We start from the raw sequence: 18,919 nt of genomic DNA on the forward strand, positions 1-18,919 counted from the left end.
GGCCGTGACGCTGTGGGCGGCGGATCCGCTCGAATTCAAGGCCATCATCAGCGAGATGCGCTACGACGAGGCGAGCGCGGAGTACGCGGAGTTCGGCCCCTTCCTGGTCGGCAAGCGGATGGCCGGGGCCGAGTTCGAGGGCCTGATCTCGTCCCGGGCGGCGCAATGAGCGCGGCAGCCGTCCCGCTCTCCCGAGCCCTCTCGATTCCCGACGTTGTCGCCGTGGCGCGCGGAGGCTCGCCGGTCCGGGAACTCGATGGCGACGCGCGCGAGCGGGTGGAGGCGAGCCGGAACACGGTCGTGGAGGCGCTCGCCCGGCCCGGGGCCCGGATCTACGGGATCACCACCGGCTACGGGGCGCTCGCCGGCACGCGCATCGAGGCGGGCGACGCGGCCCGGCTGTCGTGGAACCTGATCCTCAAGTGTGCGACGGGGACGGGTCCGCCGCTGCCGGAGGACTGGGTGCGCGCGATGCTGCTCGTGCGGGCGAACTCGCTTGCACTCGGCGCCTCGGGCGTGCGCCCGGTGATCATCGACACGCTCGTCCGGATGCTGAACCGGGGGGTCACTCCGGTGGTGCCCGGCAAGGGCTCCCTCGGAGCGAGCGGCGACCTCGCCCCCCTCGCGCACATGGCGGCGGTCGCGACCCGCTCCCCCGGGTCGGATCCGAACGCCGGCAAGGGCGAGGATTCGTCGGCGTTCAGCGGCGAAGCGTGGTTCGAGGGGCGCCGCATGGATGGGGCGAGCGCGATGGCGGCGTCGGGGATCTCCCGCCCGGGCCTGCAGGCCAAGGAGGGGCTGGCGCTGACGAACGGGACGACGATGATGGTCGCGGGCGCGGCGCTACAGCTCCACGACGCGCGACGCCTGCTCCTTCACGCGGAGTTGGCGGCGGCGCTGAGCTTCGAGGCGTTGCTGGCCCGTTCCGCGGCGCTGAACCCGGGGCTGCACGAGGCGAACAACCAGCCGGGGCAGATCGGAACCGCGGCGAGGCTTCGGTCGCTCCTCTCCGGGAGCGGGCTCGTCGACGCGGACGCCGACCGGGTACAGGACGCCTACAGCCTGCGCTGCACGCCTCAGGTCATCGGTCCGGTTCACGACATGGTCGGATTCCTGTGGGGGCGGGTGGAGGCTTCGCTCAACGCGGTGTCGGACAATCCGCTGGTCTTCCCCGCCGGGGGACGGGACCCGGGCGGGTTCGTGTCGGGCGGCAACTTCCACGGCGCGGGGCCGGCGCTGTGGCTCGACACGCTGGGGATCGCGCTCGCGGACGTGGCGAGCCTGTCGGACCGCCGGATGTTCCGCATGCTGACGCCGGAACTTTCCGCGGGGCTTCCCGCCATGCTCGTGGAGTCGCCCGGGCTGCACGGCGGCCTGATGTCGCTCCAGTACACGGGGGCGGCGCTCGTGTCCGACAACAAGACGCTCGCGCATCCGGACTCCGTCGACTCGATTCCGACGAGCGCGAACCAGGAGGACCACGTGAGCATGGGCGCCAACGCGGCGCGGCACGCGGGCGAGATCCTCGCGAACACGCGCACGGTGCTCGCGATCGAGCTGCTCGGCGCCGCGCAGGCCGTCTACCTCCGTCCCGAGGGCCCGGATCGACTGGGCACCGGCACGCGGGCCGTATACGAGGCCGTGCGGGAGTGCGTGCCTCCCGTCGTCGAAGACCGCTCCCTGGCGGCGGATGTCGCGCGTCTGGAGGCGGAGATCGACGCCGGGACGCTGGAACGGGCAGCCGCCGAGGCTCTGGGCGATCTCTGGCCTCCCGCACCGGCCTGAGCCCCGGGTGGCTCCTCTGCGAGCCCAACGTGAGCGAGGGGCGTGATCCACGCAGGATGGCCCGGTTCGCGGCCGCCGTCGAGGAAATTCGCGGCGTCGAACTCCTCCACAGATCGGCCGATCCGGACCACCATCGCATGGTGCTCGCCTACCGGGGACCCCCGCCGGCCGTCGTCCAGGCGACGACCGCGCTCGCGGCGGCCGTGTACGCGGCGGTGGATCTGCGACGGCACCGCGGCCGTCACCCCCGGATCGGCGCGCTCGATGTCGTTCCTTTCGTGCGCGGCCCGGGCTGTCCCGAGGTCGATGCGCTCGGGGCGTCCCGGTCCTTCGCCGAGTGGGCGGCGGCGTGCTCGGTCCCGGTCTTCTTCTACGAACGGGCGGCGACGAATCCGGACCGGACTTCCCTTCCCGCGATCCGGTCCGGGCAGTTCGAGGGTCTCGCGGAGAAGTTGTCGAACCCGGAGTGGAGGCCGGACCTCGGTCCCCCGGCGCCCCATCCGTCGCTGGGCGCCGTCGTTGTCGGGGTGCGAGGGCCGCTCGTACGCTTCAACGTGAATCTCGATACGGAGGATCCCGGGCCGGCTCGGCGCATCGCGGCGGCGATCCGGGAGTCGGGCGGCGGGCTCCGGCATGTCCGGGCGCTCGGGTTTGCGCTCCGGCGACGAGGATTGACGCAGGTCTCCATGAACCTGACCCGCTACGCGGCGACCGGGATCGACACGGTGTACGAACGCGTCGCCGACGGCGCGCGGACGGAAGGCGTGGCGCTGGCGGGATGCGAGTTCATCGGTCCCGTGCCTGCCGAGGCCATCCGCGGCCTCGACCCCGCTCGACTGGACGTGGATCTCGAGCCGGACCAGATATTGGAGCTGCCGGGGACCCGAGACGGCGGAGAGGGAGGAGAGGCATGAAACCGGCCGGACCGATCCGGGCGCCGAGGGGAACGACGCTCTCCTGCAGGGGATGGCACCAGGAGGCGGCCCTCCGCATGCTGATGAACAACCTCGACCCGGACGTGGCGGAGCGTCCCGGGGACCTCGTCGTGTACGGGGGCGCGGGCAAGGCGGCGCGCAACTGGGCCGCGTACGCGAAGATCGTGGAGACGCTGCGCCGGCTCGAGAACGACGAGACCCTTCTCGTCCAGAGCGGAAAGCCGGTTGGCGTGTTCCGCACCCACGACGAGGCGCCCCGCGTCCTCATCGCGAACGCCCATCTCGTCCCCCGCTGGGGGGATATCGACGAGTTCCGGCGTCTCGATGCGCTGGGGCTCACGATGTACGGGCAGATGACCGCGGGTTCGTGGATCTACATCGGCACCCAGGGGATCCTCCAGGGGACGTACGAGACGTTCGCGGAACTCGCCCGGCAGCACTTCGGGGGCTCCCTCGCGGGGCGGCTCGTGGTCACCGCCGGGCTGGGGGGGATGGGGGGTGCACAACCGCTCGCCGCGACGATGAACGGGGGAGCTTTCCTGGGCGTCGAGGTGCGGGAGGACCGGATTCGCCGCCGCCTCGACACCGGCTATTGTGACCGCATGACGACGGACCTCGACGAGGCGCTGGAGTTGCTCTCCGCCGCCGTGGACCGGCGGGAGGCGCTTTCCGTCGCCCTGCTCGGGAACATCGCCGAAGTCCTGCCCGCGCTCGCGGACCGCGGCGTCGTGCCCGACGTGCTCACGGATCAGACCTCGGCGCACGATCTCCGCCTCGGCTACATCCCCGCGGGCCTGTCCGTGGAAGAGGCCGAGGCGTTGAGCCTCTCCGACCCGGACGCATACGTCGAGCGTGTCCTCGATTCGATGGTGGCGCACGTGTCCGCCATGCTCGCGCTAAAGGCGAGGGGGGCGATCGCGTTCGACTACGGAAACAACCTCCGCGGCCAGGTCGCCGACCTGCGGGGGATGGCCGAGGCCTTCGACATTCCGGGCTTCGTGCCGGCCTTCATTCGACCCCTCTTCTGCCGCGGCGCCGGGCCCTTCCGCTGGGCCGCCCTCTCCGGCGACCCCGGGGACATCGCGGCGACGGACGCCGCCGTCCTCGAGACGTTCCCCGGGAAGGAGGCGCTGGGCCGCTGGATCCGCGAGGCGCGCGAGCGGGTGCGTTTTCAGGGTCTTCCCTCGCGCATCTGCTGGCTCGAATACGGTGAGCGGGCCGAGATGGGCGAGCGCTTCAACTGGCTCGTGAAGACGGGACGGGTGCGGGCGCCCATCGTCATCGGACGCGACCACCTCGACACCGGCTCCGTGGCTTCGCCGAATCGGGAGACGGAAGGGATGAGGGACGGTTCCGATGCGATCGCCGACTGGCCGCTGCTCAATGCGATGCTCAACACCGCCTGCGGGGCGAGCTGGGTCTCGATCCACAACGGGGGCGGCGTGGGCGTCGGGTATTCCACGCACGCGGGCATGGTGTGCGTCGCCGACGGAACGACGTCCGGGAGCCGCCGGCTGGAGCGGGTGCTCACGGCGGATCCGGGGACCGGGGTCATGCGACACGCGGACGCGGGGTATCCGGAGGCGATCCGCACCGCCCGAGAGCGCGGGGTCGACCTCCCCATGCTCGAGTAACGGCCCGCTCTCCGCCATGCCGCGCCTCGCAAACATCGGCTGCCTCGCCACCTGCGCGAACCCTTCCGGCCAGGACGACATCGGGCTCATCCGGGACGCCGCGCTCGTGTGGCGGGATGGGATTATCCGCTGGGCCGGGCCCGCCGCTGCGCTGCCGGCCGAGTACGAGGCGGAGCCCACCTGGAGCGCCGGCGGAAGGCTCGTCATCCCCGGACTCGTGGACGCACACACGCATCTCGCCTTCGGCGGCTGGCGGGCGGGGGAGTTCTCCGACCGCATCCGGGGGCGCGGTTACCTGGAGATCGCCGCAGCCGGAGGCGGGATCAAATCCACGGTGCGGGCCACGCGCGCGCTCGACGAGGAGGCGCTGCTCGCGCGGGCGCGCGAATTCCTGTCCGGGATGGTCTCCCTCGGGATCACGACGGTCGAGGCGAAGAGCGGGTACGGGCTGGACCTCGAGACGGAACTCCGGCTCCTCCGGGTGTACCGGCGACTCGACGAGATGGGACCGGCCCGGATTGTCGCGACGTGCCTGGCCGCTCACGTCGTCCCTTCGGAGTGGGCCGCGGACCGGGCGGGCTACGTGAGGCTCGTCACGGAGCGGATCCTGCCCGCGGTGGCGGAGGAAGGGTTGGCCGAGTTCTGCGATGTGTTCGTCGAGGATTCGGCGTTCTCGGCCGACGAGGCGCGGCGGATCTGTGAACGGGGATGCGAACTGGGGCTACGGCCCAAGCTCCACGTGGATCAGCTCACCGGCGGCGGCGGGGCCGAACTCGCGGCGTCTCTCGGGGCCGTGTCGGCGGACCACCTCGAGTACGTGTCGGAAGCCGGGATCGAGGCGCTCGCGGCGGCGGGTGTTGTCGGGGTCACCCTTCCCCTCGCCACCCTCTACCTGAACCAGACGCCGTCCCCCGCCCGGGATCTCATCGACGGGGGTGTCGCGGTGGCCGTGGCCAGCGACTTCAACCCCGGTACGGCCCCGTCCTATCACCTTCCCTTCGCCATGACGCTGGCGTGCGCGCGACAGCGGATGACGCCCGCCCAAGTGCTCAAGGGAGCGACGCGCTACGCGGCCCGGGCCCTCGGCCGCGAAGGCGAAGCGGGGTCGCTGGAACCGGGAGCCGCGGCGGATTTCGCGGTCATCGATGCCCCGGACGTGGAGCACTGGCTCTACCACCTGCGGCCCAACGCATGCGTCGCCACGGCGATCGGCGGCGAGATCCGACACGGCGTTCTCCGGGGAGCCTAGCAGCCCGAGGCAACCCCCGCTGCGTTCAAGGTCAGGTGCCGGGGTCCGTCGCGGCGTCGAGCGTGATGGTGCCCCCGTCGAGCCTGACGACCTCACGGTTCCAGCCGCCGTCCCGCCGGCGGATGAGACGCAGCATCTCCGTCGCGGCGTCGAGGAGGTCCGCGGCAATGAGCTTTCCTCCGTAGCTCTCCCGGATCGTGGGCACGGGCGTGTGTCCGACGACGTGGGTCCGGGCGCCGAAGCGCTCCAGGACGGCGTCGAGGTGGCCCCCGAGCGTGTCGGAGAGCACGAGGTCCCGATACCAGAGCACGCTTTCCGATCCGAAGAAGAAGTCGTACCGGCGGTAGACCTGCGCGCTGTCGAGCCGGGTTTCGCGCGCGAATTCAAGGAGGAACGCTTCGTCCCGCCATCTCGTGAACAGCGGCTCCGCGATGAAGGTCGCCAGGGTGTCCTGATACTCCTGGAGCGAATAGTCGACGTATGCCGGACTCACGCCCCCGTGCGCGAGCAGGAGATCGTCCAGTCGGACCAGCCCCGGCTTGGCGGCGATCCACCGTCCGAGGATGGAGCGCTCCGGATCGAACATCGCCTCGTACGGCATGCCGTGCCGGTCGGCGATCATCGCTTCCTTCGGCGCCAGGTAGCGCAGGTCGCCGGTCAGGACCATCGCCTCATGGTTGCCGAGGAGCGTGATGACCCGGCCGCCGGCCGCCTCGGCCTCCCGTTCCAGGCCATGGATGAACCAGAGGAGGCGGGTGACGTCTTCCCCCCGGTCGAAGAGGTCTCCGAGAAAGGCGACCGCGGCGCCGCCGCCCGTCCAGTGCAGTTCCGCGTCGATCAGATCGGCCAGCCGGAGCAGCCAGAGGACGCGGTCGAACTCGCCGTGCACATCCCCGAACACGAACACCGAGTCGTGGCCCGTGAGGTCGACTTGCGCGGGCGGGGGCTCCGTCCAGATCCGGGTTCGGTGAAGCGCCGCGTCCCCCCCGGCCCCGTCCGGCGGTTCCGCCCCGTATTCGAGCGTGATTTCCGGCGCCCGTACCCGCAGGCGAGCCGCGTGCGCGGTTCCCGGGTCCGTCTTCTCCTCGGCGACCACTTGCCCCTCCACGATCGCCCGAATCAGGCCGGGCCGCTCGTCGTCCGTCAGCCAGCGTACTTCGAGGCCGGGGTCGGCGAACGCGACGTAGAGTCCGTATTCCCCCTCGACGTGCCAACCTTCCTGCCCCGCCGGCGGAGGAGACCCGGCCGAGGGCCTCACGTCGCCGGAATCGGGCGCGGAGGCGCCGGTCCACGCCACCGCCGCCGCGACGAAGGCACAGCCCGGGACACCGGACATCCGACGCCGAGACCTCAGGGGATCAACTCGTAGCGGCCTTCGTCCACCCGCTCAATGAGGCGGACGATGCGGCGGTGCATGGCCCGGATCTCGCTCTCCGTGAGGCCGAGCTGGATCCGCTCCGCATCGCGCCGCACCCCGCGGCCGGGGTCGAGATTCTCCGTCGGCTCCACCTCCACGAAGTTTCCGTCGCGTATCTCGAACTGGACGAGGACGCCGAATCGAGCCTGCAGCTCCTCGAGCGAGACGCCGCGCAGCCGGTCGATGGCGGCGGCGGGGTAGCGGTCGAGTTGCAGGTCGCGCCACTCCGTGCCGCGGTTGCTCTCCTCGCTCGCGAACGACACGCCGTTGTCGACGCTGAACACGCGGGGCCATGCGGGATCCATCGACTGCATGAAGTTCCCCTCGTTCGAGTCGCTGTGGCCGATGATGTATGTGAGGAGGTTGAAGTTCCCGAGCAGACGCTCGTAGACCTCGTCCTCCTCGATCCGGTCGTCGTCGGGCAACTCCTCGGGAACGTCCACGTTGAACATCCAGTACTGGAGCGCAACGAGGGTCATCGGCCACTCGTCGAACGTCGGCTCCGGAGGGATGGCGGCGCCGGCGTCTCCCGCCTGGGCAACGGTGGCGCGGACGACATCGAGGGGAAACGCCCGGATCGCGGTCGGAGGGACGACCATCTCCCGCTCGTCGAGGAAGAGGGCCTGGGTGTCGTAGGCCGCCAGCTCGTAGCGGGGCCGGTTGTTGAACTCATCCGCGCCCTCGCCTGCCGGGGCGTACTTGACCCCGAGCACATGGTCGCCGGATTGCAGCGTCACGCGATACGTGCGCTCGCCGGGAAGACCGCGGGACGGCTGTACGCCGAGGACCTGGATGTCCCCTTCGCGGAGGACCCTCTCGATCTCGGCGATGGGGAGGAGGAAGTTCGCGTCCTGTGCCGCCACCGGGGCCGGCGCCGCAACGGCGGCCGTGGCCGCGAAGATGACCAGGGCGCGAAACGGACCGGCGCGTCGCATCGTGGCGCCCCGCATCATTCCGAAGCCTCCTTCCGTGCGGGACCCGCGGGCGGCCGAAGCGGGAGGTCCACGTCGAACGTCGTACCGCGTCCCGGTTCGCTCTCGACCGAGATTTCTCCTCCGTGCTGGTGTACGATCTGGAGTGTGATCGCGAGACCCAGCCCCATCCCGATCCGCTCGCCCTTGGTGGTGAAGCCGGGCTCGAAGATCTCCTCGATGACGTCGCGCGGGATGCCCCGGCCCGTGTCGGCGACGCGGACGCGCGCGTGGTCCCCTTCCGCGCGCGTCCGGATCGTGAGCACGCCGCCATCGTGCATGGCCTGGGCCGCGTTGTGCACGAGGTTCATGAACACCTGGTTGATCCGGTTCGGATGACACACTACGAGCGGCAGCTCCCCGAAGTCCCGGACGACCTCGATCTCCTTCAGCTCGTGCCCCAGAAGGGCCAGCGTGCCCTCGATCCCCTCGTGAAGGTCCACGGGGCGGGGCTCGGAGGTCGTGGGCCGCCCGAAGTTCCGCAGGTTCCGTACGAGGTTCACCATCCGCTCCACCGCGATGCCGTTCGTTCGCAGCACCGATTCCGTGGCTCGCACGACCCTCCGGACTTCGTCGAGTTCGTCCGGCGTGACGACTTCGTCCTCGAGGATCTCTCCCAGCTTGAGGAGCGCGCGCTCGATGACGTGGTGGTTGCTGTTCAGCGCGCCCAGCGGAGTGTTGAGTTCGTGCGCGATCCCCGCGACCAGCATGCCGAGCGTCGCGAGCCGGGCCTGCGTGATCTCCCGGGCCGTCGGCCCAAGTCCCGCCTCGTTCAAAGGAAGGCCTGGATCCAGCGCTGCCGGAGTCCGGCGAGTTCGTCGTTGGCCGCCTCGAGTTCGGCCATGCGCTCGGTCAGCTCGCGGAAGAGGAGGCTGCGCTCGACACCGTTGCGGATGGCGAAGGCAAGCACATCGTTGTCCCACGGCTTCTCGAGGTACTGGTAGAGCCCGGCCTCGTTGATCGCGAGGATCGCGTTTTCCTTGTCGGCGTAGCCGGTGAGGAGGATGCGGGTCGCTTCCGGCCTCACCCTGCGGGCTCGCGAAAGGAACTGCACGCCGTCGAGGTCGGGCATCATGAGGTCGGCGACGATCGCGTGGACCGGCTCCTCCTCCAGGTGCTCGAGCGCGGCGCGCGGGGACGTGAAGGGGAGCACGAGGTGGTCCGTCTCCAGCTCCAGGAACCCCTGAATGGCGTCCACGACCATGTCCTCGTCGTCGACGACCATCACGGTGCCGGTGTCCGGCCTGATCTCATCCATGTCGGATCATGTCATCGCCAGGCCGCGAACGCGACTCGCAAGCCCGCGAAGAAGGTCGAGACCGAGTTCGGGGTGGTCGATGAGGAGGTCGCGAAAATCCTCCCGGGTGATGCGCAGCACGCGGGTGGGCTCCACGGCGTGCGCTTCGACCAGGCTCGGGTGTTCGTCGATCAGCGCCCACGTGCCGAACGCGTCCCCATCCGTGAGGGAAATCGATCCCTCCCCCTCCCCCTCGAGCGACACCTCGCCGTGGATCACGAGGTAGAGGGCGTCCGTCGGCTCCCCCCGGCGGATGAAGACGGCGTCCGGCCGCACCTCGACCTCCCTCGCGATGGAGGCGAGGAGCGCGAGTTGCCGGCTTTTCACGCCCGAGAGGAGATCCACGCTCTGCAGGCGGAACACTTTCTCGATCAGTTCCATCTCTTCCTCGTCTCGTTCGTCCCCCGGATCCCGCGCGGGGGTCGCTGTCCGTCGCGCAAGCCGGCGGACCAGCCGCGCCAGCGCCGGGTCCGCCGGCGAGAAACCGCCAAGGTCCTCGCCCATCGCGTCGCGGTCGGCTTCGAAAGACGTCCAGAGCGCACACCTCGCGATCCAGGCGTCCTCATCGTCCCACAGCTCCCGGAGGACCTCTCCCGCCTCGCGCGAGGGCCCCCGCGGAGCTTCTTCCCGGAGCACCGGTCCAAGGTCGGAGAACGTGCGGTGTCCGACCGTCGTCTCGATCCATTCCAGCGCGTTCGCGCGCCGGCGCGGCGTTCCGCTCTCGAGGGCCAGGTAGCTACGCCGCATCGGCTGCTCGGGATATACGAGCCCGAGCCACCGGAAGACACTCGCCCGCCGATCTCTCCTCGCCTCGTCGAGCCCGCGGAGGAGCAGCGTTCGGGACATCGACGCCGGCACGCCGTCGAGTGCGGCGGCGGCTTGGGCGTAGCGCCCGGACGCCTGGACCTCGCGCTCCACGGCCTCGAGCATCCTCTCCGCCGGAAAAGCGAGATCATCGTGCTGCGTGCGCAGCCGGTGGAGCGACACGAGGGCCTGGTCGTCGAGCGCCTGTTCGGTTTCGGGCAGCAGGTAGGAGGTGATGAGGGCGTCGATCGTCGCGGGCGTCGCGATCTCGCCGAGCACGCTCGCCACACCCCGCCGCACCCAGGGGTCGGCGGCCGGGTCGGAGAGCGCCGCCAGCAGCGGCGTCACGATCTCCTCGCCCCGCCCCGCGAGGCCGGCGCGGGCCGCGCTCCGGGTCCGGGGGCTCGCGAGAGCCGCAATGGCCGCCTGCACGAGGGCGGGCTGCGGAAGCCGGGCTGCGCTCCGCGCGGCCGCCGCCGCGACATCTTCCCGGGGATGGGAGACGAGTTCGAGGAGGATGCGCTCCACGGAGGGATGGCCCGGGACGAGCCCCGCCGCCATCGCCAGCTCGCGGGCCCCGGCCCCTTCGAGCGTCCGCTTTTCGTATTGCCGCAGCAGCTTCTCGAAGCGGGGGGTTGCGATCCGTTCGGCCCTCGTGGCGTCGAAGTCGCTGAAGAGGCAGTCGAAGGCGGCGGAGCGGGCGTTCGTCGACTCCGAGTCGAGAAGGGGGATGAGGACATCGCGGGCGCGCGGCGCCGCCTTCAGGGCGAGGAGCCGGGCGGCGGCCCGTCGCACGGCGGCATCCGGATCTTCGAGCCGGGCCCGCACCGCCTCCTCGTCCAGGAGGCCGGGTGCGCGCGACAGCGACCGGAGCGCTCGCGCCCGAAGGCGGGGGTTTTCGTGCTCGAGGAGACCGTACAGCTCGGGGGAGAGCGCCTCGACGTCCTCGGGCGTGGCGCCGCGCAGGATGTCGAAGGCGAACGCGACTTTCAGCGGCCGCTCGTCCCGGAGCGCGTCCCGCGCCAGCGCCAGCGCGCCCACATCGGCCATCGACACAAAGGTTCCGCGCAGGCTCGCGAAGCGCCCCTCGAAGGACTGGGCCAGGCTCGTGACGTAGGACTTTCGCACCTTGAGGAAGGCGAGCAGCAGAACGCCCGCCAGGGCGACGCCGACGATCCCGAGGATGATGAGCCGGCCCATGATCGAAAGGCTGGCGAGCAGCAGCGAGGGGATCGCGATGAGCACGCCGGAGAGCGCCTTCCCGAGCCCTTTCTCCACCGCCACGTCGATGTACGACTTCGCCTTGAGCTTGATGTCCTCCGGGACGGGCACGTACAGGATCTCGCGGCCCGTGCGCTCGGCGGAATAGCGGAATGTCTTCTCCGTCGTCCGGGCGGCGACGGCGACCGCGAGCGCAGCGGTGGACAGCCACACGGCGGCGGCGAGAGCCCCGGTCGCGAGGATCACGGCCACCGGGAAGATGATGACGGCGACCGCGGCGCCCCAGCGGCGCAGGACCGGACGCAGCGCGAGGAGGACGATGATCGGGAGCCATTGCGTGAGGACGTCCACGAAGGCCAGGAAGCCGGCGATCGCGGCCAGATCGGTGAAGACCTCGCGGGTGAGGGTGTTGTACTGGTAGTCGATGAACTGCTTGACGACGATGGTCAGGAGCACGGTGGCCGCGATGAGCCGCACCTGCGGGTGCGCCGCCATGCGCCGCAGGTCGCTCCGCTCGAGGTCCGGATCTTCGGCGTGCGCGTACTCGGACGGCGGCTCCGGCGGCTCCCGGGACCAGACGAGCGCGAGGCCGCCCGCCAGTACGAGGAGCGCGGCGCCCGCCACGAGAAGCAGGTTCTCGGACGACCCGCCCCCCGAGGTGAAGACGGTCGTGAGGAGCGCGCCGAGCGTGGCGCCCGCCGAACCTGACGCGATGACGACCGGATAGGCGCGCTTCGCGTCCCGGGCGTTGTAGAAGACCTGGGTCGCGATGTAGAAGTGCGTGATGAGCGAGGCCGCCAGCACGTCGTACCACCCGTAGAAGACAAGCCCGAACCACGCCTCCCCCGGTCGGTAGAGGAGGCGGAAGGCGACCATGCTGAGGGCGAAGAACGCCGCCGTCAGCGGGATGAGGCGGCGCCAGGAGATGCGGTCCGAGAGGAAGTTGTAGAACGGCGCGACGACGACGACCGCCGCGCTGATGAAGTACACCTGGTAGAAATCGCCCGCGGCGAGTCCCGAGAGGGCGAAGGCGCTGCGCAGCGGACGCAGGATCCCGATGACGAAGAGGACGAGCGCCGCCAGCCCCATCATGGCGAACAGCTTTCCCGCCCCGGGGCGCCGCGCGAAGGGGAGTCGGAGCCTCACTCGCAGTCCATCACCGCTCCGCGGCGACTTCGGCCACCGCAGGGGTTTTTGCCACGGCCTCCCGCATGGTCCATCTTTCTGCCCTTCGGGGCGTGGCGCAGTCCGGTAGCGCACCTGCTTTGGGAGCAGGGGGTCGCCGGTTCAAATCCGGCCGCCCCGATTGAACTCACGCGTTCTCAAGGTCACCAGAACCTCCCTTTCGATCCACCCCGTCGCCCGCCGGATCGCCTTCGCGCGATGGCTCGTGCTCGCCTTCACGGCTTCGGGCAGTTCCGCGTACGTCCGTTCGTGGCCCTCCGGGACGAAAAGCGGGTCGTAGCCGAAGCCCCCCGATCCGCTCGGCCGGCGCGCGATTCGGCCGCGCACGATCCCTTCCACCACCTCGTGGCGCAGATCGTCCGTGACCGCGACCGCGCAGCGATAGTGCGCCCCGCGCGCCCCGTCGGCCACGTCCGACATGCGATCGAGCAGCCACCGGTTGTTCGCTTCGGTCCGACCCCAGCGCTCGACCCACCCGGCCGGGGCGAAGCGCCGGGTCCGCACTCCCGGCCCGCCCCCGAGGGCGTCCACGCAGAGGCCGGAGTCGTCCGCGAGCGCGGGGAGGCCGGAGCGGCGGTGAAAGTACTTCGCCTTGGACAGGGCGTTGCGCGCGAAGGTATCGAAGGGTTCGAGGTCGTCCTCCTCCTCGTGTTCGGGAAGGCCGAGATCCGCCGGACCGAGCAGCCGGACGGGAAGGTCGGCGAGGAGACCGCGAATTTCGCGGAGTTTGTGGGCGCTGCGCGTGGCAACGAGGACCGGCGGCGGGTTCAGTCCGCCCAAAGACTCTCCGCCTGAAGACTCTCCGCGAACTCCGGGTAGACCTTCCACAGGTATCCGCCCATGACGAGCGCCGCGAGGATGTTTCCGACCAGAATCGACCACCAGGCGAGTTCCTCGAGGATCCAGCCGCCGAGCATCGCGACCATGGCGATGAAGAAGACCTCGAAGACGACGAACAGCACGATGATGCCGAGGGCCAGCGGCGGGAACCTGGAGACCTGTCTCGCGAGGCCCGAGACCGCGACGCCGAACAGCACGAAGAACGCGAAGTGCGCGAGCGTGTACCCGACGACGGGCACAAGGGAGATCTGGACCGCGGCCGGCGTGGGGGCGCCGCGGAACAGAACCGTCGCCAGCGCCGCCGGCGTATAGAGGGGCTGCCGGAGCACGGAGTCGATGATGAGGAACCAGCACGCGACGACGAGGGCGCCGAGGATCCCCGCGTAGATGCCGTGCCGCGTCACCCGGTGCGTCTGCAGGAAGTTCATCATCCCCACGATGCCGGGTTCGGAACTCACCCAGTGCATGTGGGTGAACATCACGACCCCCGCGAGCGCGTTCCCGAAGAAGACGGCCGGCCATCCCGGCGCGGACATCACGAGTCCGGAGGGGGCCCTGATGAGTCCGAGGTAGAAGGCGAGCGAGCACACGAAGAGCCCGTACAGCGCACCGATGAACACGTTGCGGGGGAGGCCCGCCCACTGAACGAGCGCCGCGGCGAGCATCCCGAGCCCGCCCCAGGCGGTGAAGTGAATGAGGGTGAAGCCCGCGACGATCCAGGCCGTGGGCTCGACCTCGGCGCGGCTGATGATCGCCCCCCAGAGGAAGGCGGGCGTCTGCAGCGGCGTCCCCTGCCCGAGGTCGTAGAAGTAGAAGAGGACCGCGAGGACGAAGCCGCCCAGCAGTCCGCCGACGAGCCCGGCCCGGATCCTGCGTCTGAGCGTCAGCACGCGGAGTCGGGGTCGGCCGCGCGGGCCGCCTCCCATTTGCGCTGCTCTTCCAGGGCTCTCTCGACCTCCTGCTGGCGTTGCCGGCGGCGCGCCCGGAAGATCCCGCCTCCGATCACGACGAGAAGCAGGTAGGGCATCGCCGCCATGAAGACGAACATCAGGACGTACCCCGCCTGGTCATCCGGCGTATGCTGCATCTGCGGAGCCGCCGCGAGGGCGGCGAAGGTGTTCAACACGGGCTGCTACAGCTTGTCGAGGACGAGTACCGCCATCAGCAGTGGAAGATACAGGATCGAGGCCCGGAACAAACCCCGGGCGTTCGCCGGCGTCGCGGCGCGGGCGAATCGGAACGCGGTCCACGCGAAGCCCGCCCCCAGGACGAGCGCGACCGCGAAGTAGACGATGCCCGTCAGGCCGAGGACGCTCGGGAGCAGGCTCACGGGGATCAGGGTGAGCGCGTAGAGCAGCGCCTGGCGACGCGTCTGCCGGCCCTCGAAGTCACCGACGGAAAGCATGCGAAGCCCGGCCGCCTCGTAGTCGTCGCGGAGAAGCCACGCCAGGGCGAGAAAGTGCGGCAGCTGCCAGACGAAGAGGATCGCGAACAGAGCCCAGCCGCCGGGGCCGAGCTGTCCGGTGGCCGCAGTCCAGCCGCCGAGGATCGGCAGGGCGCCGGGCACCGCTCCCACGACGGTGGAGAGCGAGTGCACACGCTTGAGCGGCGTGTAGACGAAGTCGTAGGAGATGAAGGTGGCGAGCGCGAGGCCCGCCGTGACCGGATTGACCGCGAGCCACAGCCAGACGATCCCCGCCGCCGCGAGAACCCCGGAGACGACCGCGGCGGGCGGCGTCGCGAGGCGGCCGGCCGGCAGGGGCCGCGCGCGGGTTCGCACCATGAGCGCGTCCACATCCCGTTCCAGCACCTGGTTCATCGCGCTCGTCCCGGAGGCGACGAGTGCCACGCCGGCCATGGCCTGCACGAACAGGGCGAAGTCGAAGCTCGCCGCGCCGAGGAGGAAACCGGCGGCCGCGCTCGCGACGACGAGCGCCGTGATGCGCGGCTTCGTGAGCTCCAGGTACGAGGAGAACGTCCCGCGGATCGAGTCGACCCGTCCCGGGATCCCGCCGAAGGGGATCCCGCGGGCTTTCAGAAGGCTCCCGACCTCCATGACGAGATCGGCGCCTACACGTACTCCATCATGATCGCGATGATCATGATGGCCACGGCCGGAAGCGGAGCCAGCGCCACCAGCCGCAGGCGGTTGGGCTCGAATTTCAGGTGCATGTAGTAGAGCGCGACCAGCAGCGCCTTCCAGACGGCCATGATGAGCAGCGACACCACGATCATCCACTTCGGGATCGCCAGGAACGCCACCAGCACCTCGAGAATCGTAAGGATGGCGAGGTACAGCCAGATGAGCATGTACCTGGGGTGCTCGTGCGCATGGTCGTCCGCGGCGCTCGCCGCGTGTCCTCCGGCTTCACTCATTCGTTCGCTCCGTAGCTCTCGGCGCCGACCGCCCCGGCGCGGCTAGATCAGGTATACGATCGTGAACAGGATGATCCACACGAGGTCGACGAAGTGCCAATAGAGGCCGAGCACTTCGATCCCGTGCGTGTTGTCCGCCCCCCAGTGGCCGCGCCAGGCGCGGATCGTGGCCCATGCCAGACAGATCACGCCCAGCAGGACGTGGAAGCCGTGGAAGCCCGTCATCGTGAAGAACGTGGCCCCGTACAGTCCCGCGGCAGGCGTGAACCCGTGGCTCCCTTCCCACGATCGGTGCAGCACGAGTTCGGTGTACTCGTACACCTGCACGCCGAGGAAGGTGGCCCCGAGCACGGTCGTCGACAGCAGCCAGAGCTTGATCCCCTTCTGGTCCCCCTCCTGCGCGGCGGCGAACGCCTTCACCATCGTCACCGAACTGCAGATGAGGAGGAAGGTATTGAACGCGGTCACCGGAACGTTCAATACGTCGCCGGGCTCCGCCCACGTGTCGGCGGCCCCGAACCGGAGCACGACGTACGAGCCGATGAGGCCCGCGAAGAACATCACCTCCGAGCACAGAAACACCCACATTCCCACCTTCTGGGTGTAGACATCGAGTCCTCGCTCGGGGACCCGGCCTGCGGTCGCGGCGTGTGCCATCTCGTCAGTTCCCTTCCATGCGATTAGTGGCTGCCCGCGGCCGGGCTCACGACATCCGGCCGTTCGTTCTGCGCCAGCCAGTCCTTGTCTTCCACATCCGGGTGGCTGTACTCGTGCGGTCCGTGGTAGACGACGGGGATCTCTTCCCAGTTGCCGTGCTTGGGCGGCGAGGGCGTCTGCCATTCGAGCGTCGTCGCGTTCCACGGGTTCGCCCCGGCCTTCTTCCCCTTCTTCAGGCTCCAGAAGAAGTTGAACGCGAACAGGAAGCCCGACGCGAAGAGCCCGAACGCCGCCCACGTGATGAGGGCGTTCGTATCCTCGATGCCCTGCAGGTGCGCGTAGCCGGTGGAGTCGTAGATGCGCCGCATCATCCCCACCATCCCCACGCCGTGCATCGGGAAGAAGACCACGTTGAAGAGGACGAAGGTGAGCCAGAAGTGGATCTTCCCCATCGTCTCGTTCATCAGCCGGCCGAACATCTTCGGATACCAGAAGTAGATCGCCCCGAAGAGCGCGAACAGGCTTCCTCCGAACAGCACGTAGTGGATGTGCGCGACGATGAAGTACGTGTCGTGGATGTAGATGTCGACCGGCGTCGAGGCCATGAAGACCCCCGACAGGCCTCCGATCGCGAACATCGCCACGAACCCGATCGCGAACAGCATCGCGGAGTGCAACTGGAGGTTCCCCCGCCACATCGTGCCCATCCAGTTGAACGTCTTGATCGCCGAAGGCACGGCGATGAAGAGCGTCGAGACCGTGAACGCGAGTCCCAGCGTCGGGTTCATCCCGCTCTGGAACATGTGGTGGCCCCACACGATGAAGCCGAGAAAGGCGATCGAGACGAGCGCCAGGACCATCGCCGTGTACCCGAACACCGGCTTCCGCGAGCCCACGGAGAGGATCTCGGAGGTGAAGCCCATGGCCGGGAGGATGAGGATGTAGACCTCCGGGTGGCCGAAGAACCAGAACAGGTGCTGCCACAGGAGCGGCTGTCCGCCCCCCTCGGGGAGAAAGAAGCTCGTTCCGATCGTCTGGTCGAAGATGAGCATGATCCCCGCCGCCGAGAGCACCGGCATGGCGAGCAGCGCGAGGATGGCCGTGATGAACAGCGACCAGATCGTGAGCGGCATGCGCATCCAGGTCATGCCCGGCGCACGCATGTTGATCGTCGTCGTGATGTAGTTCACCGACCCCAGGATCGAGGAGAGCCCGATGAAGACGAGCGCCACCAGCCACAGAACCTGTCCCAGGCCGACGCCGGTCAGGTCGGGACGGGCGCTGAGCGGCGCGTAGAGCGTCCACCCGGCCCCCGCCGCGCCTCCCAGCACGAAGAAGCTCGCCAGGGTGAGGATGCCGGCCGGCACCATGGCCCAGAAGGAAAGCATGTTCAGCCGCGGGAACGCCATGTCGTGCGTCCCCAGCTGCAGCGGGATGAGGTAGTTCGCCCACACGCCCACGAGCATCGGCATGATGGCGAGGAACACCATCACCGAACCGTGCATCGTGACAAGGGCGTTGTAGAACTCCGGCAGGATGTACCCGCTCGCCACCATCGTCTCCGGGAAGATCCCGCCCAGCGGCAGTTCGCCCCGCGCCGGCCATGCGATCTGGTATCGCATGAGCATCGCCAGCAGTCCCCCGATCATGAGGAAGAAGAGCGTGTAGATCAGGAACTGGATCGCGATGACCTTGTGGTCGGTCGAGAAGATGTACTTGCGCAGGAACGACTGCTCGTGCTCCTCGTGCAGGATCGCCTGCCCGGTCGCCTCCGCTACGATCGTCGCCATATCAGCCTTTCTCGATCACTGGGCGGTCGCCGTCGCCCGGCTGGCCTGCCAGGCGTCGAAGTCCGCCGCGCTGTGCACGGTTACGCTCGCCATCATGTAGTAGTGGCCCAGGCCACACAGCTCGGCGCACGCGATCTCGAAGTTCCCGGTCTGGGTCGCGTCGAACCACACCGGGATCGTCATGCCCGGAACCGCATCCTGCTTCACGCGCAGCTCCGGGATGAAGAAGGAGTGAATCACGTCCTCGGATTCGAGGAGGATCGTGATGTCCTCGTTCACCGGGAAGTGGAACTGGTTGAGGACGGTGAAGTCATCCGCCGTCCCCAGCGTCCGGTCCATGCCGGGATAGGTGATGTTCCACTCGAACTGCTTGCCGACGACGAGGAACTCGAGCGCGTCCGCCGGGCGGTTGGACGCGCCCTTGATGTCCTGCCACACGGCGGCCGAGTAGACGCCGAGGATCGCGATGATGATCGCCGGGATCACCGTCCAGATGATCTCCACCTTGTTCGATCCGTGCGTGTAGTGCGCCCTGGCTCCTTCGCGTCCCCTGTACTTGATGCAGAACCAGAGGATCCCGCCCTCCACCAGGAGGAACGCGATTCCGGTGATGACGAGGATGATCCAGAACAACTGGTCGATCACGACGCCGAATGTCGAATAGTTCGGGGGCAGCGCCCAATCCACGAGCTATCTCCTTCCAGGTGAGCCCTTCGGGGGAACGGGAACGCGGGCGGGCCCCGGCGGCCGCTCGAGCC

At 69.3% G+C, this 18,919-nt stretch carries 18 protein-coding genes and 1 tRNA gene (1 of these 19 only partly in view); 6 read left to right on the plus strand and 13 right to left on the minus strand.

The features are described from left to right. The 5 genes in view from ACQY5G_RS12665 to hutI are tightly spaced (at most 29 nt apart) and all read left to right on the plus strand, a layout consistent with a single transcriptional unit that may run on beyond the window. A protein-coding gene (locus tag ACQY5G_RS12665; RefSeq protein ID WP_428274500.1) for a chlorite dismutase family protein crosses the window boundary here: on the plus strand, positions 1–169 show its 3' portion. The gene continues 677 nt to the left of window position 1, outside the view; only the last 169 of its 846 coding nucleotides appear in the window; the start codon falls outside the window, past its left edge; it ends in the stop codon at positions 167–169. After that, positions 166–1,785 (plus strand): histidine ammonia-lyase, encoded by a 1,620-nt coding sequence (hutH, locus tag ACQY5G_RS12670; RefSeq protein WP_428274502.1) that lies wholly within the window; start codon positions 166–168, stop codon positions 1,783–1,785. The genes ACQY5G_RS12665 and hutH overlap by 4 nt, the downstream gene beginning before the upstream one ends. A gap of 29 nt (positions 1,786–1,814) precedes the next feature. Then, the gene (ftcD, locus tag ACQY5G_RS12675) at positions 1,815–2,699 is read left to right on the plus strand and encodes a glutamate formimidoyltransferase (protein WP_428274504.1); all 885 of its coding nucleotides are present in this window, start codon (positions 1,815–1,817) and stop codon (positions 2,697–2,699) included. Continuing rightward, positions 2,696–4,354, plus strand: coding sequence for a urocanate hydratase (hutU, locus tag ACQY5G_RS12680; RefSeq protein WP_428274506.1), 1,659 nt, complete (start codon positions 2,696–2,698; stop codon positions 4,352–4,354). Before ftcD ends, hutU begins: the two co-directional genes overlap by 4 nt. A gap of 16 nt (positions 4,355–4,370) precedes the next feature. Further along, on the plus strand, positions 4,371–5,603 hold the full coding sequence (hutI, locus tag ACQY5G_RS12685) for an imidazolonepropionase (RefSeq protein WP_428274508.1): 1,233 nt from the start codon (positions 4,371–4,373) through the stop codon (positions 5,601–5,603). A 31-nt stretch (positions 5,604–5,634) separates the two neighbouring features. Here hutI and ACQY5G_RS12690 read toward each other — a convergent pair whose 3' ends face one another. The 5 genes from ACQY5G_RS12690 to ACQY5G_RS12710 are packed head-to-tail and all read right to left on the minus strand — an operon-like array spanning position 5,635 to position 12,459. Continuing rightward, positions 5,635–6,939, minus strand: a complete 1,305-nt coding sequence (locus tag ACQY5G_RS12690; RefSeq protein ID WP_428274510.1) for a metallophosphoesterase — start codon at positions 6,937–6,939, stop codon at positions 5,635–5,637. 14 nt (positions 6,940–6,953) lie between these two features. Next, positions 6,954–7,973, minus strand: a complete 1,020-nt coding sequence (locus ACQY5G_RS12695) for a hypothetical protein (protein ID WP_428274512.1) — start codon at positions 7,971–7,973, stop codon at positions 6,954–6,956. Further along, the gene (locus tag ACQY5G_RS12700; protein ID WP_428274514.1) at positions 7,970–8,767 is read right to left on the minus strand and encodes a sensor histidine kinase; all 798 of its coding nucleotides are present in this window, start codon (positions 8,765–8,767) and stop codon (positions 7,970–7,972) included. The genes ACQY5G_RS12695 and ACQY5G_RS12700 overlap by 4 nt, the downstream gene beginning before the upstream one ends. Then, complete coding sequence (locus ACQY5G_RS12705) at positions 8,764–9,249, minus strand: response regulator (protein WP_428274516.1); 486 nt, start codon at positions 9,247–9,249, stop codon at positions 8,764–8,766. Before ACQY5G_RS12705 ends, ACQY5G_RS12700 begins: the two co-directional genes overlap by 4 nt. Before the next feature lie 6 nt (positions 9,250–9,255). Further along, positions 9,256–12,459, minus strand: coding sequence for a HEAT repeat domain-containing protein (locus tag ACQY5G_RS12710; RefSeq protein WP_428274518.1), 3,204 nt, complete (start codon positions 12,457–12,459; stop codon positions 9,256–9,258). Between the two features lie 86 nt (positions 12,460–12,545). Between ACQY5G_RS12710 and ACQY5G_RS12715 the strand changes: the two genes are divergently transcribed. Continuing rightward, positions 12,546–12,619, plus strand: a tRNA-Pro gene (locus ACQY5G_RS12715). On the opposite strand, the gene ACQY5G_RS12720 is transcribed toward ACQY5G_RS12715, so the two are convergent. Genes ACQY5G_RS12720 through coxB form a run of 8 tightly spaced genes read right to left on the minus strand, consistent with a single transcriptional unit; the run spans position 12,601 to position 18,848 of the window. Beyond that, positions 12,601–13,278: a non-canonical purine NTP pyrophosphatase gene (locus tag ACQY5G_RS12720; protein ID WP_428274520.1), complete on the minus strand. Its 678-nt coding sequence runs from the start codon at positions 13,276–13,278 to the stop codon at positions 12,601–12,603. The genes ACQY5G_RS12715 and ACQY5G_RS12720 overlap by 19 nt on opposite strands. After that, complete coding sequence (locus ACQY5G_RS12725; protein ID WP_428274522.1) at positions 13,266–14,228, minus strand: hypothetical protein; 963 nt, start codon at positions 14,226–14,228, stop codon at positions 13,266–13,268. The genes ACQY5G_RS12720 and ACQY5G_RS12725 overlap by 13 nt, the downstream gene beginning before the upstream one ends. Continuing rightward, positions 14,222–14,464 carry a hypothetical protein gene (locus ACQY5G_RS12730; protein ID WP_428274524.1) on the minus strand — a complete coding sequence of 81 codons (243 nt, stop codon included), beginning with the start codon at positions 14,462–14,464 and terminating at the stop codon, positions 14,222–14,224. Before ACQY5G_RS12730 ends, ACQY5G_RS12725 begins: the two co-directional genes overlap by 7 nt. A 6-nt stretch (positions 14,465–14,470) precedes the next feature. After that, a complete protein-coding gene (gene cyoE, locus ACQY5G_RS12735; RefSeq protein ID WP_428274526.1) occupies positions 14,471–15,394 on the minus strand; it encodes a heme o synthase in 924 nt (307 codons plus the stop codon). Between the two features lie 14 nt (positions 15,395–15,408). Continuing rightward, positions 15,409–15,714, minus strand: coding sequence for a cytochrome C oxidase subunit IV family protein (locus tag ACQY5G_RS12740; protein WP_310758094.1), 306 nt, complete (start codon positions 15,712–15,714; stop codon positions 15,409–15,411). 42 nt (positions 15,715–15,756) lie between these two features. Further along, positions 15,757–16,371 carry a cytochrome c oxidase subunit 3 gene (locus ACQY5G_RS12745; protein WP_420616718.1) on the minus strand — a complete coding sequence of 205 codons (615 nt, stop codon included), beginning with the start codon at positions 16,369–16,371 and terminating at the stop codon, positions 15,757–15,759. 23 nt (positions 16,372–16,394) lie between these two features. Continuing rightward, positions 16,395–18,161 (minus strand): cytochrome c oxidase subunit I, encoded by a 1,767-nt coding sequence (locus tag ACQY5G_RS12750; RefSeq protein WP_428274529.1) that lies wholly within the window; start codon positions 18,159–18,161, stop codon positions 16,395–16,397. A 15-nt stretch (positions 18,162–18,176) separates the two neighbouring features. Then, positions 18,177–18,848 carry a cytochrome c oxidase subunit II gene (gene coxB, locus ACQY5G_RS12755; protein ID WP_428274531.1) on the minus strand — a complete coding sequence of 224 codons (672 nt, stop codon included), beginning with the start codon at positions 18,846–18,848 and terminating at the stop codon, positions 18,177–18,179. Positions 18,849–18,919 lie beyond the last annotated feature (71 nt).

This window comes from Candidatus Palauibacter sp. (genome assembly GCF_965261555.1).
Classification (GTDB): Bacteria; Gemmatimonadota; Gemmatimonadetes; order Palauibacterales; family Palauibacteraceae; genus Palauibacter.

Excerpts from the sequence above, each read along its gene's own strand:
- hutH (WP_428274502.1), top strand. The coding sequence starts at position 166 with ATGAGCGCGGCAGCCGTCCCGCTCTCCCGAGCCCTCTCGATTCCCGAC.
- hutU (WP_428274506.1), top strand. The coding sequence starts at position 2,696 with ATGAAACCGGCCGGACCGATCCGGGCGCCGAGGGGAACGACGCTCTCC.
- hutI (WP_428274508.1), top strand. The coding sequence starts at position 4,371 with ATGCCGCGCCTCGCAAACATCGGCTGCCTCGCCACCTGCGCGAACCCT.
- ACQY5G_RS12690 (WP_428274510.1), bottom strand. The coding sequence starts at position 6,939 with ATGTCCGGTGTCCCGGGCTGTGCCTTCGTCGCGGCGGCGGTGGCGTGG.
- ACQY5G_RS12695 (WP_428274512.1), bottom strand. The coding sequence starts at position 7,973 with ATGATGCGGGGCGCCACGATGCGACGCGCCGGTCCGTTTCGCGCCCTG.
- ACQY5G_RS12705 (WP_428274516.1), bottom strand. The coding sequence starts at position 9,249 with ATGGATGAGATCAGGCCGGACACCGGCACCGTGATGGTCGTCGACGAC.
- cyoE (WP_428274526.1), bottom strand. The coding sequence starts at position 15,394 with ATGGAGGTCGGGAGCCTTCTGAAAGCCCGCGGGATCCCCTTCGGCGGG.
- ACQY5G_RS12740 (WP_310758094.1), bottom strand. The coding sequence starts at position 15,714 with ATGAGTGAAGCCGGAGGACACGCGGCGAGCGCCGCGGACGACCATGCG.
- ACQY5G_RS12745 (WP_420616718.1), bottom strand. The coding sequence starts at position 16,371 with ATGGCACACGCCGCGACCGCAGGCCGGGTCCCCGAGCGAGGACTCGAT.
- ACQY5G_RS12750 (WP_428274529.1), bottom strand. The coding sequence starts at position 18,161 with ATGGCGACGATCGTAGCGGAGGCGACCGGGCAGGCGATCCTGCACGAG.